This window comes from Mediannikoviicoccus vaginalis, from assembly GCF_928097925.1.
In the GTDB taxonomy this organism is placed as follows: domain Bacteria; phylum Bacillota; class Clostridia; order Tissierellales; family Peptoniphilaceae; genus Mediannikoviicoccus; species Mediannikoviicoccus vaginalis.
Window position 1 is genome coordinate 24,770 of record NZ_CAKMRI010000001.1, and the last position, 15,598, is coordinate 40,367.

Here is a 15,598-nt window from a genome sequence, read left to right on the forward strand (position 1 = left end):
ATGCTTAGTTATATAGAAAAAGGATATCTTGATGAATTATTTAATAGAGGTGGCTATGTTCTAGATTTTTCTACGAATGATTTTGATGAGTTTACATTTCAAAGTATAGGGATAAGATTATGTGAAAAATATCATTTGTCAAAAGGAAAGTCACTTAGAGAATTTACAAACGAGGGTGATTCTTATAAAATTGCTAAACTATATAAAGATCTTTTAGAGTTTTACTCTGTTTATTTTAGTGATGAGATAGAAGAAAATAAAAAAAATAATAGAGGAACTTCATTCAAATCTCTATACATTAAGTGTAAAGATATTATTAATCGAGAATTATCAAATAGCTCAAATCTTATGTCAGAAGCAGAAGTTTTGAAAATTAAATTCTCATCTGAATATATTAATTCTCAAATTGATTTAATGCTAGAAATGGTGGATAGAAATCCCACAGAAGCAATAGGAAAGTCAAAGGAACTACTTGAAAGTTGTTGCAAGGAAATTTGCAATAATTTAGGAGAGAATAAAAAAGATAACTTAAAATTAACACAATTAGTTAAAGAAACCTTTAAGTGTTTAAAAATTCCAAATGAAAGCATGATAATTGATGAAACTGAAGACAAAATAGTAAAGCAAATTACAGGGAGTTTAAATGGACTTGCTTCAGGAATTAACGATCTTAGAAATCATTATGGAAGTGGACATGGAAGAGAAAGGAATTTTAAAGCTTTGAGTAAAAAACATGCAGAACTTTCTGTGGGTGCGAGCATAACATTGACTAGATATCTTTGGGATTCTTTTAGAGAAATCGAAAATAGTAAAAATTTATAAGAGAAAGAAGTGAAGATGTTACCTCTCCACCTCTTTTCCATAATAATTTTCATAGTTTTTCCTATACTGAACAAGGTCGGAAAATTGTTCTTTATTCAAAGAATACTCTTGCATAAGGGTGTTCTTTTTTTCTTGCAATTTATCGAGGTTTGCTAGTATTTCTTTTGTGTTTGGTAGTTTTTTATAGTTTTCTAAAATTTCTTTAGCAGCTATTTTGTAGACGGAAAGTTCACTATAATATTCTTCTGCAAATTGTTTATCCTCAGGATTTTTCTTGTGGTATTTATAGATTTCACGATACTTATTTATAGTATTTATATTTTCCATATCTTGAGATAGACTCTTCATTTCAGCTTCAATTTTCTTTATTTCATCTAACAAGTCTTGTCTATCATCTGCAGATTTTTTAATAAGATCATCGAGTTGTGTAATTGAATTAATTCCTTGTTCTCTAAGTTTAATTATTGAATCAGCCATTGTTTTGATATTGTGTTTTCTTGCCCAAACTTCATAACCTTTAGAAGATTGTACTTTTTCATTAGTAGATATATCAATAACATTTCCCACTCGTTTTTTAGTAGGATTAGCTTTGTTTTTAATAGCTAAATCTATTCTTTCTTTGATTTTCTCTTCAGTATAATCTTCACCGATAGTCTTAGCTCTTGTAAATCTTTGCTTATCTTTATGACGAAAAGCAATATGTTTACCAAACTTAATTTCATAATCAAGAGACTTCATATTTTCTAAAAACTCTTCCCACGATTTAGACTTATTAATCATTCTATCTATATCAAATTGCAGTTTAGACTTCCAAGAATTTCCTTTCTTATTTTGGTCATATTCGTACCAAGATTTACCAGCAGTTTTGTATTTTCTTTTGTAAGCTTCATAATATTCATCAATGACTGAAAGCTTATTTTCTTTACATAATTCGTCACTTTGATACCTGATTTTATGGTAAGTTTTTTTGTTAGATTGGTAGCATTTACCAGTCTTGTAATTAACATTATTAAAAATAATATGGTTATGGATATGCCCTCTATCTATATGAGTTGCAAGAACAAATTCATAATCTTCTTTTAAAATTTTCTTACATAATTCCATTCCAATTTCATGAGCTTTTATAGGATCAACCTCTCCTGGTAGAAAAGATTGGATTAAATGTCTAGCTAAGACTGTACCTTTAGTATCATTGTCTTCTCGTGTTTTCATAAATTGAATATGGGCAGTAGATGGATAACATTTAAATGAAGATACCAAGACTTTTTCATTAGTTTTTTCACTCTTAGTTATATAATCTATTGCCAAATTTAGAGTTGATTTTATAGGATGTATTTTTGTAATTGCCATATTAGTCACCATAGCTTTCTTTTGATTTATTAAGAAGTAGGGAATGGATCTGCCATATTTCTCTTGATAAATTTTCTATCCGTTTATTCATCGATTCAATTTCATTTTTGTAAATAACACCAGTTGTATTAGTAGCTTTTGCAATCTGGTTTATATTATTTGTTGCATTCGAAAGTAGCCATTGGAGATCTCTAAATGGTTCTAAATCTACTACATAAATTTCTTTTTCTAATACGCATTTTCTAAGAAAATGGGACATAGTTTTGCAATTAGCAAGTTTCATTTTCTTTTCAAAAACTTCTTTTTCTTCTTTGGTTAGTTTTATTTCGATTCTTTCATTTCTAAATCTATTTGCCATTTTATTCTCCTTTATAAAATATATTTTGGGGTCTTAGGGTTCTCCCTAACAAGGTAAAAATTAAAAAAATGGAGCATTCCGTAAAGGTCTGCTCCATTAATTTTTTCGTAAGTGTCCGTACACTTACTGTGCTTGCTACAAAAGAAAGAATTAGATAGCAAGCATTAAGCAAGTTTTGAATTTATTATTTAATTATAACATAAAAGTCAATGTATGTATATCAATATCTTGACTTTTAAACACAACAAGTGCTATAATATAACTAAGTTATATTTAAAGGAAGGAGGGCAAATCATGGCAAACGGAGATTATGAAGTAACTCATAATAGGATTCTTAATAGCGGTAAGAAAATTTTCAAAGAACAAGGATTTGAAAAGGCAAATTTAAGAGCTATTTGCAAAGAAGCAGGTGTTACTACTGGGGCGTTTTATGGTCATTTTGATGATAAGGAAGCACTTTTTTCTGAGTTAGTTGAGCCGATTATAAGCCGAATACGAAAATACTATGCTATGTATGAGGATAAGAGTTTTGAGACATATAAAAAGGAAGTTCCGCTTGGGAAAGAAACCATTTATAAAATTTTAGACTCTAAAGCACATGGTGCTGTTAAGATGGTCTTGTATTTTTTTGAAAATAAAGATGCGTTTGAGTTATTAGTGTTTGGTTCTTATGGAACAAAATACAGTAATTTTTTAGATGAACTCGTGGAAATAGAAGATAAAAATCACATCAAAATATTAAGCATGATTTATGGTGAAGATGGTGTCGGTAGTGTAATAACCGATATGGGAATTCACTTAATTAACCATGCATATTATTATGCTTTATCTGAAGTTGCTGTTCATTCTAAAAGCAGAGAAGAAGTAGAATTAAATGCCAAACTAATTTCAAAATTCTTTAATGAAGGATGGGGCAAAATAAGAGGTTTGTAAAATGGAAAATTTTTTTGCATCAAATATAACTTAGTTATATTAAAGATTTAATTTTATACAAATTGGCAACATGCTGCTTTACAAGCAGATAAAAAATATTATATGTATTCAAGGAGGAGAAAAATGAATTTAAAAGGTATTGTAAAAATAGCAGTATTTTCTGTTATTGGATTTGTTCTTACGATGGGATTAGGATTTTTGACAGGTTCTTTTGGAATGATTCCGAGTTTGTATTTATCATCGGCACTTGCAACAATTATTGCCGCACCAGTTTTTGTAATAATGTGTAAACAAGTCGCACAAAGAGGAACAGCATTCTTATATTTCTTATTACTCGGCGTGTTCTATGCTCTTATGGGAATGTGGCCTGTAATAGTAGTTTGTGCAATTGCAGGAATATTAGCAGAGCTTGTGATTGGTAAAAAGGAAAATTACTCAGGCAATAATATGAAAGTAGGACTTGGTTTTGGTGCTGGTATGTTTATATATTCGCTTCATGCGATGTATTTCACATTCGTATTTGGAGTAGAAGGTCTTACAAAACAATTCCCTAAGATGTTTACAACAGACTATGCAACATTTCTTTATAATTTTTACACCCCTAAAAACATTGCAATTTGCGTAGTGATCGCAATCGTTGCATCAATTATTGGTGCTAATTTTGGAACATATATTTACAACAAATTCTTTAGCAACAGGAAGAAAAAAAGTGTTTTGTAAAGGTGAAAAAAACTATATAGAAGGATACCAACTATTAGATAAAATCAACCCACTTACTATAGTTGGGTTGATTTTACTATTTTCAGTTATTCTAACTGTTGGAGAGCAATCACAATATTTATTTTCCCTTATTTTTGTCTTAGGACTATTATTCTTATTTTCTATAAGAAAGGCATTTAGAACGATATGTTCATTGCTTATAGTATGGGGACTTATTTATTTGCTGAAACCCCACTTAGGAAATGTTTTGGTTGGTTCTATATATACAATGCTACTTATAGTGTTGAAATTTGCTCCACTTTTCATTTTGGGAAAAGTGCTGTCTTCATATAGTTCTTCGCATCTAATTGCTGCATTTAGAAAAATTGGTATTGATGGTGGAATAGGTATAGGAATCACACTGTTTTTTCGTTTTATTCCGGAAATTTCTATTAGGATGAAGGAAATAAACAATGGCATGAAAATTAGAGGATTTAAAGCAAGTATTTTCAAACCAATTAAAACATTTGAATTATATTTTGTTCCTCTTATGTATAAGTGCATAGATATAAGCGATACCTTAACTTGTTCAATCATATCAAAAGGCATTGAATATGATGGTAAAAAAACAAGTTTCCATGATGTAAAATTTACTTTTATCGATATTGTAATGTTAATGATTGGAATAATTTTGGTTTTGGTGAGTGTATGGAAAATATCTTAGAAGCAAATATACGCAAATTTTCATACGGAGAGGACTTAGTACTAAAAGACTTAAAACTGTCTGTAAAAAAAGGAGAGATAGTTGTATTAACAGGTCTTTCAGGATGTGGGAAAACAACATTTTTAAGACTTCTAAATGGACTCATTCCATATTTTTACGAAGGAAATTTAGAAGGTAATGTTGAGCTTTTGGGAAAAGAAATATCTTCGTATCAGAAAGGTGAACTTGCAAAATATATAGGAAATGTATTTCAAAATCCCAAGGATCAGTTCTTTTGCGATGTGGTTGAAGATGAAGTTGCTTTGGTAGGAGAAAATCTTGGGTTAGATGGGAACTTATTAAAAGAAAAGGTAGATAAAGCATTAAATTTACTGGAGATAGGTCATATAAGAAAAAAATCTATCTTTGAATTGTCTGGTGGAGAAAGACAAAAGGTGGCGATAGCAGGAACACTTATTTATGATACAGACATTATCTTTTTCGATGAACCTTCAAGTAGCCTTGATTATGACAGTATAAGGAAATTTGAAAACATACTTGTTAAGTTAAAAGCGATTGGCAAGACAATTGTAATAGCTGAACATAGATTGTATTACCTTAAAAATATTTTTGATCGTCTTGTCTATATGAAAGATGGAACGGTAGAAAATATTTTTAAAAAAGGTGAACTCGATAACCGGAAGTGTAAAGAACTGGAATTAAGAACATTAAATGAAAAAGAACTTGTGTCGGAAAAAGAGCCATTAAAAACCAGAAGCTATATAAAAGTCGACAATGCAAATATTCACCAAGGAAAAAGAACTTTGATAAAAGATTTGACTTTTGACATTAAAGAAAAAGAAATCATGGGAATTATTGGTTCTAATGGAATTGGGAAAACAGCATTAGCAAATTCTTTGTGTGGGCTTTCAGAAAAAAGATTAGATGTGAATTATGGAAAGAACAAGAAGGAACGATTGAAAAATTCTTATTTAGTTTTGCAAGATGTTGATGCTCAGATTTTTTTAGACACTGTGGAAAATGAGCTGATATTTTGTAAAGAAAAGAATACGGAAAGTGATTTAGAAGAAATACGAGATTACTTAAAGAAAACAAAGTTGTGGCATAAGAAAGTAAGCCACCCACAAAAATTGTCTGGTGGTCAAAAACAAAGACTTGCGATTATTACTTCGTTTTTATCCAATCGAAAATTGATAGTTTTAGATGAACCGACCTCTGGACTTGATTATAGAAGTATGAGTATTATATCTGATTTAATTACAGAAAAATCAGAGGAAGTTCCATTTATAATTATTACGCATGACTTGGAACTACTATTCAAAACTTGCCATTCTGTTTTAATGATTGGCAGAGAAAATTATAAAAAAATATCTGTAAAAGGAAATGAACAAGTCATTATGGATTTTATGGATAATAAAAAATCTTTGATTAAGGAGGAGAATGATGTTAAATAAGGTTTTTGAGTATGCTGGTTCGCATAAGAAAACAATACATTTAGCGAGTTTTATTATGCTATTAAGTGTCATTATGGGAGTTGTGCCATTTCTATTTGCTTATCAGATTATAAATCCTTTGATTTTAGGACAAAATTTGGAATTCAAAAGGTTAGTTATTTTGCTTGCCGGTATTTTGATATGTTTGGTTTTGCAAGCATTATTAGGTGGTTTGGCTCTTAATATGTCTCATAAGGCAGCATATAACACATTATTTGGACTTAGAACATCTCTACAAAAAAAGATGGAGAATCTTCCCTTAGGAGCTATTGAAGAAAAGGGAACAGGTGCTATTAAAAAGATGTTTGTAGATGATATTGGTAGTTTGGAAGTTCTTTTGGCACACTCATTGCCTGAAGGAATTGCCAATTTAATTGTGCCTGTAATGGTATATATTGCAATGTTTTTCGTTGACTGGAGACTGGCACTTATGTCTTTGGCATCCATTCCACTAAGCATTGTCGCTATGATGATTATGTATTCCGCGGGAATGAAAAAAATGGGACCATATTATATGGCGAGTGAAAAAATGAATAATACCATTATTGAATATGTGAATGGTATGGAAGTAGTAAAAGTGTTTAACAAGCAAACGGAATCTTATCAAAGATTTTCTAAAGATGTTGGAGATTATAGAGATTATGCACTCGCTTGGTATAAGACTGCATGGCCATGGATGGCATTGTATAGTGCCTTGCTCCCATGCACGATTATATTAACATTGCCGCTTGGCGGTTACTTTGCTTACATGGGCTATGTTAGTCTTTCTGATTTGATATTGGTATTATGCCTATCTTTGAGTATTGGCTTACCACTCTTAAAGGCTTTGGGATTTTTACCAACAATGCCACAGCTTAATTATAAAATATCTGCATTGGAAGATGCTTTAAATATAGAACCATTAAAACAAGGTGAAAACAGGTTTAAAGGTATAGATCATACTATTTCCTATGACAATGTTACATTTGGTTATCAACTAAGCAAGATGGGAGAAAATGGACAACCTGAAACATACATTAAAAATGTGATTCATAATGTGAGCTTTACAGCAAAAGTTGGAGAAAAGACAGCCATTGTTGGAGAATCAGGCTCAGGTAAAAGCACTTTAGCGAAACTCTTAATTCATTACTATGATGTTTTAGAGGGAAGCATTAGCATTGGAGGACAAAATTTACAGGATATGAGTCTTAAGGCACTGAATAAAGAGATTTCTTATGTATCTCAAGACCAATATTTATTTAATACTTCACTCTTAGAAAATATTCGTATCGGAAATTTGTCAGCTACCGATGAAGAAGTGATAGAAGCTGCAAAGAAAGCTCAGTGTATGGAATTTTTAGATAAGCTCCCAAATGGTATTTACTCTTTGGCTGGCGAGGCAGGAAAGATGTTATCAGGTGGAGAGAGACAAAGAATATCCCTTGCAAGAGCTATCTTAAAAAATGCACCGATTGTTGTACTTGATGAGGCAACAGCCTATGCAGATCCTGAAAATGAAGAAAAGATGGAAGCTGCGATTGCTGAACTTGTAAAAGGTAAAACATTGATTGTAATTGCTCATAAACTTCCGGCAATTGTAGATGCAGACCAAATATTGGTAATGAATCATGGTCGTTTAGTTGCAAATGGAAAACATAAGGACTTGTTAGAATCATCAGCAGAGTATCGTAAATTATGGAATGCGACAATATTTAGTAAGGAATGGAAAATTGATAGAAAGGCAGGTGAAATGAATGTTTAAGCTAATATCAAGAATTTTAAACTTGTCAGGAAAGTATAAAAATAGAATTAAAGGGGCATTTGTTTTTGCCTTTGTTGAATCCATATTAAGTAAAATGCCTATATTTATTGCATTTACCGTTTTGATAGGATTTTATGAAAAAACGAATACCTCCAAAACTTTTCTATATGTAGGAATAGGACTTGTTTTAGTGGTTTTATTACAAGCGGTGGTTCATTTCTTAAGCGATAAATTGCAAAGTGCAGCCGGCTTTCTGATTTTTGCAGACAAAAGGATGGAGCTTGGAAATCACCTTAGAAAACTTCCTATGGGATATTTCACATCAGGAAATTTAGGAAAAATCAATTCTGTTTTAAGTTCAGATATGGCATTCATTGAGGAAGTATCCATGAGTACCATAGCTAATATGATGAGTTATGTGCTTTCAACCGTTGTGCTTACTATATTCATGTTTGTTTTGGATTATAGAATAGGTCTTGTGTCTGTGTGTGTAACTCTAATAGCAACATTACTTGCAAGCAGAATGAATAAAATGTCTTTATCTGAAGCTGTTATCAGGCAAGAGCAAGGAGAGAAGCTAACAGATGCAGTTTTGTCATTTGCAGAAGGAATTAGTGTAATCAAAAGCTATAACCTTTTAGGAGACAATTCAAAGGCTCTTACAGACAGCTTTGCTTCATCAAGAGACACTTCTATAAAGTTTGAAAAGAAGATGACACCTTGGACAAGCGGATTGAACATCATTTATGGTATCGGAATTACATTTATTTTGGCACTTGCTTTGTATCTTCATTTACAAGGAATGTTGAAACTTCCTTATGTGTTAGGACTGATACTATTTGTATTTGACTTATTTAGTCCATTAAAAACTCTTTATGGAGAAGCAAGTAGGCTAACAGTTATGAATGCTGCTTTAGATCGTATTGAAGAATTATTAAACGAAACAGAACTACAGGATACAGGTAAAAAACATATCTTAAAGGCTAGGTTTGGTGAGCCGGAAATTAGTTTTAATCATGTGAAATTTTCTTATGGAGAAAAAGAGGTTTTGCATGATATGAATTTTGAAATGAAAAAGAATACAATGACAGCTTTAGTTGGACCATCTGGTGGAGGAAAATCTACAGTAGCCAACCTTTTAGCGAGATTTTGGGATGTAGACTCCGGTGAAATTTTGATTAGAGGAGTGAATATAAAGGATGTTTCACTATCTGAATTGATGTCGGAAATTAGTATGGTTTTCCAAAGAGTGTATTTATTCCAAGATACGATTTTTAATAATATTGCCATGGGGAAAGAAAATGCGACGAAAGAAGAAGTTATAGAAGCCGCAAAAAAAGCAAGATGCTATGACTTCATTATGGCACTTCCTGATGGATTTGACACAATGATTGGAGAAGGAGGAGCAACTCTATCCGGTGGTGAAAAACAAAGAATTTCTATTGCTCGCTGCATATTAAAAGATGCTCCTATTGTAATTCTTGACGAGGCAACAGCAAGTGTTGATGTGGACAATGAAAGCTATATACAGGAAGCAATCAGTGAATTGGTAAAAAACAAGACATTGCTTGTGATTGCCCATAGATTAGGCACAATCAAAGAGGCTGATAATATTATTGTAATAAAAGATGGGAATATTGCAGAACAAGGAATTCACAGTGATTTAATGACTTTAGATGGAATCTATAAAAATATGGTACAACTGCAAGAAAAAAATAAAGGACTTAAAATTATATAAAATTGGTCTAAGAGAGGAGAAGACGATGAAACAAGATATGAAAGAACAATTATTAACAAAAAGACCAATAGACTTGTTATTTCAATTATCTATACCGGCTGTTATCGGAATGATTGTTATCGGCTTATATCCGTTAATGGATGGAATATTTGCTGGAAAAATCATAGGGCAAACAGCAATGACAGCCTGTGGTGTCGCAATGCCGCTTACATTCTTTAATAGCGGTGTATCTACGCTTCTTGGTGTTGGTTCGGCATCCGTTCTCTCCAGAGCGATAGGAAAAGGAGATCAGAAAACCGTAGATAAAATTATGGGCAACCTAATCTATTGGGTGATTTTCTTCTCTGTAATTATTACGGTTGGAGGAATACTTCTTGCTCCACATTTTTTAGATATGGTCGGTGCAACGGGTGAAATCAAAGCCTATGGTATTAGATACCTTAGAGTGATTTTTATAGGCTCTCTATTTGTAAACTTCACACAGTCCGCAAACATGGTTATGCGTGGTGAAGGACTGATGAAAAAAGCTATGACGATTATGGGATTTGGGGCATTACTGAATATTATTCTTGACCCTATCTTAATGACTGTTATGGGTGAATATGCGATTGAAGGTGCTGCCCTTGCAACCATCACAGCACAATTTGTTCAGGCAGTGGCAACACTACATTATTTCTTGAAGAAGAGTAAAGTTGTTAAAATCCATAAGATAAAGTCTGATCCGGAGATAAAAAAAGAAATGTTTGGGGTAGGATCATCAGCTATGATGATGCAACTTCTGTTTATGATACAGCAGACCATGCTTTATAAAATGGCATTTAAGTATGGCGGAGATACCAATGGAATTTTGATGGCGGCATCACTTCGTGTATATGCCTTTTCATTTATTCCTCTTTGGGGAATGAGTCAAGGATTGCAACCTGTTGTTGGAACAAACTTTGGAGCAAAGCAATATGACAGAGTAAGAGAAGCTATGAAGGTCTTTTCTATTGGCGGTTTAGTTCTTGCAGGAATCTTTTGGGTTCCATCCCTATTGCTGTCAAGTCAGATACTTTCGCTATTTGGTGTAGAAGCAAACATCATTGCACAAGGGGTTGGAAATTTTAGATTGTTCTATTCCGTTTTTATCTTGTATGGAGTAATGGTTATGACTGTTACTTTCTTCCAATCAATCGGAAACGGAAAGAAAGCCGGAACTATTGTTATGCTTAGACAGTTATTCTTATTTGTTCCTGCAATGATCTTTTTGCCAATGGTATTTAGAATAAAAGCTGTTTGGTTCACACAGCCACTTGTAGATTTCATTATGATTGTTGTTGGAATATTTATGATGATTGGCGAGTTGAATAAAATGGGACAAGAAAAAGTTCAAGCATAAAATTTCTTATCAGGTGTTTAGAATTTGAAGCATTAGAAGGATTTTATTTATGGGAAATAGTTAGCTATAAAATGGAGGGATAGAAATGGAAAAGTCTATATATTTATTTGAAAGAATAAACCACAATAAGAATAGTCCTTTTTCCTATAAGCTTTATAGCTATTTATCTTTCCATATGCTTGTCTAAACAATTAAATATAATTAAAGGAAGAACAAGTTTCTTTCGTTTTAGAGGACTTCTCATGCCAAGATGCAGGAGTCCTCCTTTTTTTGCCTGAAAACGCAGACAAAAAAAGAATGGAGGAAACATTATGGCAAGAGAATATTACCTTTATGTCAGAGGAGAAAAGGTAAAAGTCAGTGAAGATATTTATAAAGTCTACTGGCGAGAACGTGAACACGAGAAGTATTTAGAGCGAGTGGACAAGAAAAACCACTTGCTCTTTTTTTCATCCCTAAAGCATGACGGGAATTTTGAAGACAATCTAGAAGATAAAAATGTTGATGTAGAAAAAGTTGTAGCTACACAAATTATGATTGAAGCACTAAGTAATGCTATGTCAAAGTTAAATAAGGATGAACGGGAAATCATTGAAAGATTATATTTCAATGATGAAACACTTCGTTCAGTAGCAAAGACTCAAAATATATCACATCCTGCTTTAATAAAAAGGCGAGATAAGATTTTAGAAAAACTAAAGAAATTTATAGAAGAAATATAATTTCTGGTTACCAAAGAGGGCAAATTTTCCTTTATAAAGTGAGGGGGATTTTGTCCTCTTTCTATTTTAAAAAGAAATCTAAACAATATTTGAACCTTAACAATTGAATAGACCAAGACAAGACATTAATCATTTTTGGAGCGTAATAACCTATCCGCCAAGATCTTTCTGCTGAATAATTCGGCAAAACAAGTACTGCTAAGCTAAAAGCAAGGGAAGAAGAAAGGGAGCGATAAGTAAGAGTTTGAATATAGGGAGGGATACCCTATTCGCTTTGAAGAAAATGAGGATAATGATACATCTAAGGTTGAAGCCGGCTCATCCTGAACAGAGGCGGAGGTGAGATTCCTATGTTGCTAATCCAAGGCACTTGTCAATGTCAAAAAACTTTAAAAATATAAAAATAAATATTTTAAATATATTATTTGGAGGATTTATGATTAACGAAAATATAAAAGGTGTTCGTGTTTCTGAGAAAGCATTTCTAACATTAAAAGAAGCATCTGAATATTTTAATATTGGTCAAGATAAAGTTAGACAATTAACGGATGAAAATGATTGCGATTTTGTATTATTTAATGGTAGTAAGCGTCTTATTAAGAAAAAGTTAATGGAAGAATATTTAAATAGACAGTTCTCTATTTAATCTAAAACTATATATAAAACACGCTTAATGCGGTATAATAATTATAGCGTGTCTTTTATCAAAAAAGGAGAATTTTTATGGTGAAAAGACGCAAAGATAGTAAAGGGGTTGTTTTAAAAGACGGTGAATATCAAAGATCAAATGGCACTTATGAATTTAAGTGGCAAGACAAAATAGGTCGTAGAAAATCTATCTATGCGAAAACTCTAAAAGAATTAAGAGAAAAGGAATTAGATATTTTACGCAATACTATAGATGGAATCAACAACGAAGGAAGTAGCTTATCTGTAAATGATACTTTTAAGCTATGGACAAAGGTAAAAAGAGGTTTAAAAGATAATACCTTTAAAAATTACATCTATATGTATCAACAATTTGTCGAACCGACTTTTGGTCGCATTAAACTATCTGATATTAAAAGATCTGATGTTAGAAGTTTTTATAACAGATTAAAGGAAGATCAGGGATTGATGGTTTCTACCATAGATTGTGTTCATACTGTCTTACATCAGGTTTTAGAATTAGCAGTGGATGACGAATATATAAGATTTAATCCATCTGACAATGCTTTGAAGGAATTGAAAGTAGCTTATCGAAATGAATCTCTGAAGAAAAAAGCCATGACAATAGAAGAACAAGTGCTATTTGAAGAATATTTATCTAATAGTGATGAATATAAAAAATGGTATCCAATATTCATTGTTATGCTTTGGACAGGAATGAGAGTTGGAGAAGTTACAGGATTGCAATGGGACGATCTAGATTTTGATAATGGTCTTATAAATGTAAATAGGACTTTGGTATATTATAGTAAAGGTAAAGGATTAAACAATAGATATGCTATTAATACACCGAAGACAGCATCAGGTAAGCGAAGTATTCCTATGGTTCAAAAAGTAAAAGATGCTTTTCTTATGGAAAGAGAGTTACAAAAGACTTTTGGAATCGAATGTTGTGATTCAATCGATGGATTTAAAGACTTTGTATTTTTAAACAGATTCGGAAAGGTTCACAATAATGGAACACTTAATAAAGCTTTAAGAAGAATTGTTAGAGATTGCAATTTAAGTATAATGGATAAAAATAAATCGAGCTCTAATGATATTCTATTAGTTCCACATTTAAGCAATCACATTTTCAGACACACCTTTACTACAAGGCTTAATGAACAAAATATAAATACAAAAGCAATGCAGTCTATTCTAGGTCATTCTGATATTAGTACAACAATGGATATATATGTAGATGCAACAGAAGATTTTAAGATAGAACAGATGGGAGAATTTGAAAAAGCGATGAAATTTATATTTTAGAATTTACGACAGCTTACGACAAATTTACGACAATTTGCTAGAAATCTATAGGCACTTATAGAGAGTTAGCAAATTGTCGTAAATGGAAAAGTACCATAAAATAGACTTTTATAGAGATTTAGACAATTATCTAAAGTAGAGGGGATTTTCCCAACAATGAAGCCAATAGGCTTAGATAAAGCAGAACATGCCCATGTAGAGTCATCAAATAATGCAACAGTGAATTCAGAAAAACTTGATTTATCAAAGGTAAAAGTTGAGCCGCTATTTGAAAAATTTGTTGACTTTGATACATTTACAAAATCAGACTTCAGAATTGTAAAGGTAAAAAACTGTGAAGAAGTTCCAAAGTCTAAAAAGCTATTAAAGTTCATACTAGACGACGGAAGCGACAAAGAAAGAGTAATTCTTTCAGGTATTAAAGACAACTACAGCGCTGAAGAACTAGTTGGCAAAACACTTCTTGCAATCACAAACCTACCACCAAGAAAGATGATGGGAATCGAGTCTTGCGGAATGCTTCTTTCTGCAATTTGTGAGTACGATGGAGAAGAAAAACTAAATTTAATCATGTTGGACAGTAATATTCCAGCAGGAGCAAAATTATATTAAAGAACACGCTAATTATGAAACTGGGGTTTGGTATGAATCCCAGTTTAATTTTTATAATTGGATTAATGAAATGATTTAGCTATACAATAAAATCAATTTAAAGGAAAATAAATATTAGATAATCTTAGACGATAGAAATTAAAAACTCTATTGTCTATTTTTATACTCAAAAGTTGGAGGGTATGATGATGAGGAAAAAATTCTATATTAGGTCAAATAAAAATCTTTAAGATAGATGACAAAACTAAGTCAACTAATAAAGACCATAGCAAAGGTGCAGAGAGGTAAATATCGGCAGTCTTCGGACTGCCTTTATTTTTTTGCTCGTTGTAACGCGGTAAATCATATAATTAAAAGGAATCAGTGTTATATGCTATAATTAAATAGTTAATCCATACATTTAGAAAGGTAAAATATAGAATTGGAGAAAGATATGGAAGAAAGTGAAATTTATCATCCTTCTTTCGATATAGATTTTTTGTATTCTTATGATTTTAAAACTATCAAGCTAAGTGATATTTCTGCTAATAAGACAGAAAATGAACTTGAATATCTAAAAAAGAACTTTCAACTCAAGTACGTGAAATAATAGTTGTCGATATAAGTAGAGTTGAATCACAAACAAACTGTGTGAAAGTGATAATTCCTGATTTGGAATTTAATCTAGGTCAGGGAAAAGAATTTGGAGATGAAGATTTATCAGGTGGCCAGTGGCAAAGTCTTGCCATAGCAAGAGGCTTTTATAAGGATGCAGGATTAATTATTTTGGATGAACCCACAACCGCAATTGATCCAATCAAAGAGGATAGTTATTATTCACTGTTCCAACAAGAACTAAAGGACAAAACAGCAATATTGGTTACTCACCATTTGGCAAGTGTAAAAATTGCTGATCGAATTATCTATTTAAAGGATGGAAGAATAAAAGAAGAAGGAAGCTTTGACAAGCTTATGTCGATGAAGGGTGAGTTTTATAAATTACATTCTACTCAAGCAAATAAGTATAAAAAATAAATATTAAATTGAGTATTTGTAAAATAATAGTAAAGAAGAATGGGCTTAATAAGCA

15 protein-coding genes are annotated in these 15,598 nt (G+C 31.8%); 13 read left to right on the forward strand and 2 right to left on the reverse strand.

Translation table 11 applies throughout. The annotated features are described in order from the left end of the window. A complete protein-coding gene (locus L6651_RS00125) occupies positions 1-822 on the forward strand; it encodes an abortive infection family protein (protein WP_002836907.1) in 822 nt (273 codons plus the stop codon). Between the two features lie 18 nt (positions 823-840). On the opposite strand, the gene L6651_RS00130 is transcribed toward L6651_RS00125, so the two are convergent. Together L6651_RS00130 and L6651_RS00135 are read right to left on the reverse strand one after the other, a co-directional pair. Next, positions 841-2,172 (reverse strand): relaxase/mobilization nuclease domain-containing protein, encoded by a 1,332-nt coding sequence (locus tag L6651_RS00130; protein ID WP_237036041.1) that lies wholly within the window; start codon positions 2,170-2,172, stop codon positions 841-843. Position 2,173: 1 nt separating this feature from the next. Then, positions 2,174-2,530 (reverse strand): plasmid mobilization protein, encoded by a 357-nt coding sequence (locus L6651_RS00135; RefSeq protein ID WP_237036042.1) that lies wholly within the window; start codon positions 2,528-2,530, stop codon positions 2,174-2,176. Positions 2,531-2,824: 294 nt separating this feature from the next. Here L6651_RS00135 and L6651_RS00140 point away from each other — a divergent pair, with 294 nt between their 5' ends. The 12 genes from L6651_RS00140 to L6651_RS00200 all read left to right on the forward strand — a co-directional run bounded on the left by L6651_RS00140 (position 2,825) and on the right by L6651_RS00200 (position 15,543). After that, complete coding sequence (locus L6651_RS00140; RefSeq protein ID WP_237036043.1) at positions 2,825-3,463, forward strand: TetR/AcrR family transcriptional regulator; 639 nt, start codon at positions 2,825-2,827, stop codon at positions 3,461-3,463. A 123-nt stretch (positions 3,464-3,586) separates the two neighbouring features. Continuing rightward, positions 3,587-4,183 (forward strand): MptD family putative ECF transporter S component, encoded by a 597-nt coding sequence (locus tag L6651_RS00145; RefSeq protein ID WP_237036044.1) that lies wholly within the window; start codon positions 3,587-3,589, stop codon positions 4,181-4,183. Next, on the forward strand, positions 4,173-4,886 hold the full coding sequence (locus L6651_RS00150) for an energy-coupling factor transporter transmembrane component T family protein (RefSeq protein ID WP_000458692.1): 714 nt from the start codon (positions 4,173-4,175) through the stop codon (positions 4,884-4,886). The genes L6651_RS00145 and L6651_RS00150 overlap by 11 nt, the downstream gene beginning before the upstream one ends. Continuing rightward, positions 4,871-6,340 (forward strand): ABC transporter ATP-binding protein, encoded by a 1,470-nt coding sequence (locus L6651_RS00155; protein ID WP_237036045.1) that lies wholly within the window; start codon positions 4,871-4,873, stop codon positions 6,338-6,340. Before L6651_RS00150 ends, L6651_RS00155 begins: the two co-directional genes overlap by 16 nt. Next, positions 6,330-8,120, forward strand: a complete 1,791-nt coding sequence (locus L6651_RS00160; protein ID WP_019192375.1) for an ABC transporter ATP-binding protein — start codon at positions 6,330-6,332, stop codon at positions 8,118-8,120. Before L6651_RS00155 ends, L6651_RS00160 begins: the two co-directional genes overlap by 11 nt. Next, positions 8,113-9,858 carry an ABC transporter ATP-binding protein gene (locus L6651_RS00165; protein ID WP_237036046.1) on the forward strand — a complete coding sequence of 582 codons (1,746 nt, stop codon included), beginning with the start codon at positions 8,113-8,115 and terminating at the stop codon, positions 9,856-9,858. The genes L6651_RS00160 and L6651_RS00165 overlap by 8 nt, the downstream gene beginning before the upstream one ends. Positions 9,859-9,883: 25 nt before the next feature. Next, the gene (locus L6651_RS00170; RefSeq protein WP_117521142.1) at positions 9,884-11,236 is read left to right on the forward strand and encodes an MATE family efflux transporter; all 1,353 of its coding nucleotides are present in this window, start codon (positions 9,884-9,886) and stop codon (positions 11,234-11,236) included. A 311-nt stretch (positions 11,237-11,547) separates the two neighbouring features. Beyond that, the gene (locus tag L6651_RS00175; protein ID WP_117520747.1) at positions 11,548-11,958 is read left to right on the forward strand and encodes a sigma-70 RNA polymerase sigma factor region 4 domain-containing protein; all 411 of its coding nucleotides are present in this window, start codon (positions 11,548-11,550) and stop codon (positions 11,956-11,958) included. A 436-nt stretch (positions 11,959-12,394) separates the two neighbouring features. Beyond that, positions 12,395-12,604 carry an excisionase gene (locus tag L6651_RS00180; protein WP_009345237.1) on the forward strand — a complete coding sequence of 70 codons (210 nt, stop codon included), beginning with the start codon at positions 12,395-12,397 and terminating at the stop codon, positions 12,602-12,604. 77 nt (positions 12,605-12,681) lie between these two features. Further along, positions 12,682-13,917, forward strand: coding sequence for a tyrosine-type recombinase/integrase (locus L6651_RS00185; RefSeq protein WP_237036047.1), 1,236 nt, complete (start codon positions 12,682-12,684; stop codon positions 13,915-13,917). 156 nt (positions 13,918-14,073) lie between these two features. After that, complete coding sequence (locus L6651_RS00190; RefSeq protein ID WP_237036048.1) at positions 14,074-14,529, forward strand: methionine--tRNA ligase; 456 nt, start codon at positions 14,074-14,076, stop codon at positions 14,527-14,529. Positions 14,530-15,180: 651 nt separating this feature from the next. Further along, complete coding sequence (locus tag L6651_RS00200; RefSeq protein ID WP_237036049.1) at positions 15,181-15,543, forward strand: ATP-binding cassette domain-containing protein; 363 nt, start codon at positions 15,181-15,183, stop codon at positions 15,541-15,543. The last annotated feature ends 55 nt before the right edge of the window (positions 15,544-15,598 follow it).

Bases quoted from the DNA above. Each gene is read 5' to 3' on its own strand.
- L6651_RS00125 (WP_002836907.1), top strand. From the start codon at position 1: ATGCTTAGTTATATAGAAAAAGGATATCTTGATGAATTATTTAATAGA.
- L6651_RS00130 (WP_237036041.1), bottom strand. From the start codon at position 2,172: ATGGCAATTACAAAAATACATCCTATAAAATCAACTCTAAATTTGGCA.
- L6651_RS00135 (WP_237036042.1), bottom strand. From the start codon at position 2,530: ATGGCAAATAGATTTAGAAATGAAAGAATCGAAATAAAACTAACCAAA.
- L6651_RS00140 (WP_237036043.1), top strand. From the start codon at position 2,825: ATGGCAAACGGAGATTATGAAGTAACTCATAATAGGATTCTTAATAGC.
- L6651_RS00145 (WP_237036044.1), top strand. From the start codon at position 3,587: ATGAATTTAAAAGGTATTGTAAAAATAGCAGTATTTTCTGTTATTGGA.
- L6651_RS00155 (WP_237036045.1), top strand. From the start codon at position 4,871: ATGGAAAATATCTTAGAAGCAAATATACGCAAATTTTCATACGGAGAG.
- L6651_RS00160 (WP_019192375.1), top strand. From the start codon at position 6,330: ATGTTAAATAAGGTTTTTGAGTATGCTGGTTCGCATAAGAAAACAATA.
- L6651_RS00165 (WP_237036046.1), top strand. From the start codon at position 8,113: ATGTTTAAGCTAATATCAAGAATTTTAAACTTGTCAGGAAAGTATAAA.
- L6651_RS00170 (WP_117521142.1), top strand. From the start codon at position 9,884: ATGAAACAAGATATGAAAGAACAATTATTAACAAAAAGACCAATAGAC.
- L6651_RS00175 (WP_117520747.1), top strand. From the start codon at position 11,548: ATGGCAAGAGAATATTACCTTTATGTCAGAGGAGAAAAGGTAAAAGTC.
- L6651_RS00180 (WP_009345237.1), top strand. From the start codon at position 12,395: ATGATTAACGAAAATATAAAAGGTGTTCGTGTTTCTGAGAAAGCATTT.
- L6651_RS00185 (WP_237036047.1), top strand. From the start codon at position 12,682: ATGGTGAAAAGACGCAAAGATAGTAAAGGGGTTGTTTTAAAAGACGGT.
- L6651_RS00190 (WP_237036048.1), top strand. From the start codon at position 14,074: ATGAAGCCAATAGGCTTAGATAAAGCAGAACATGCCCATGTAGAGTCA.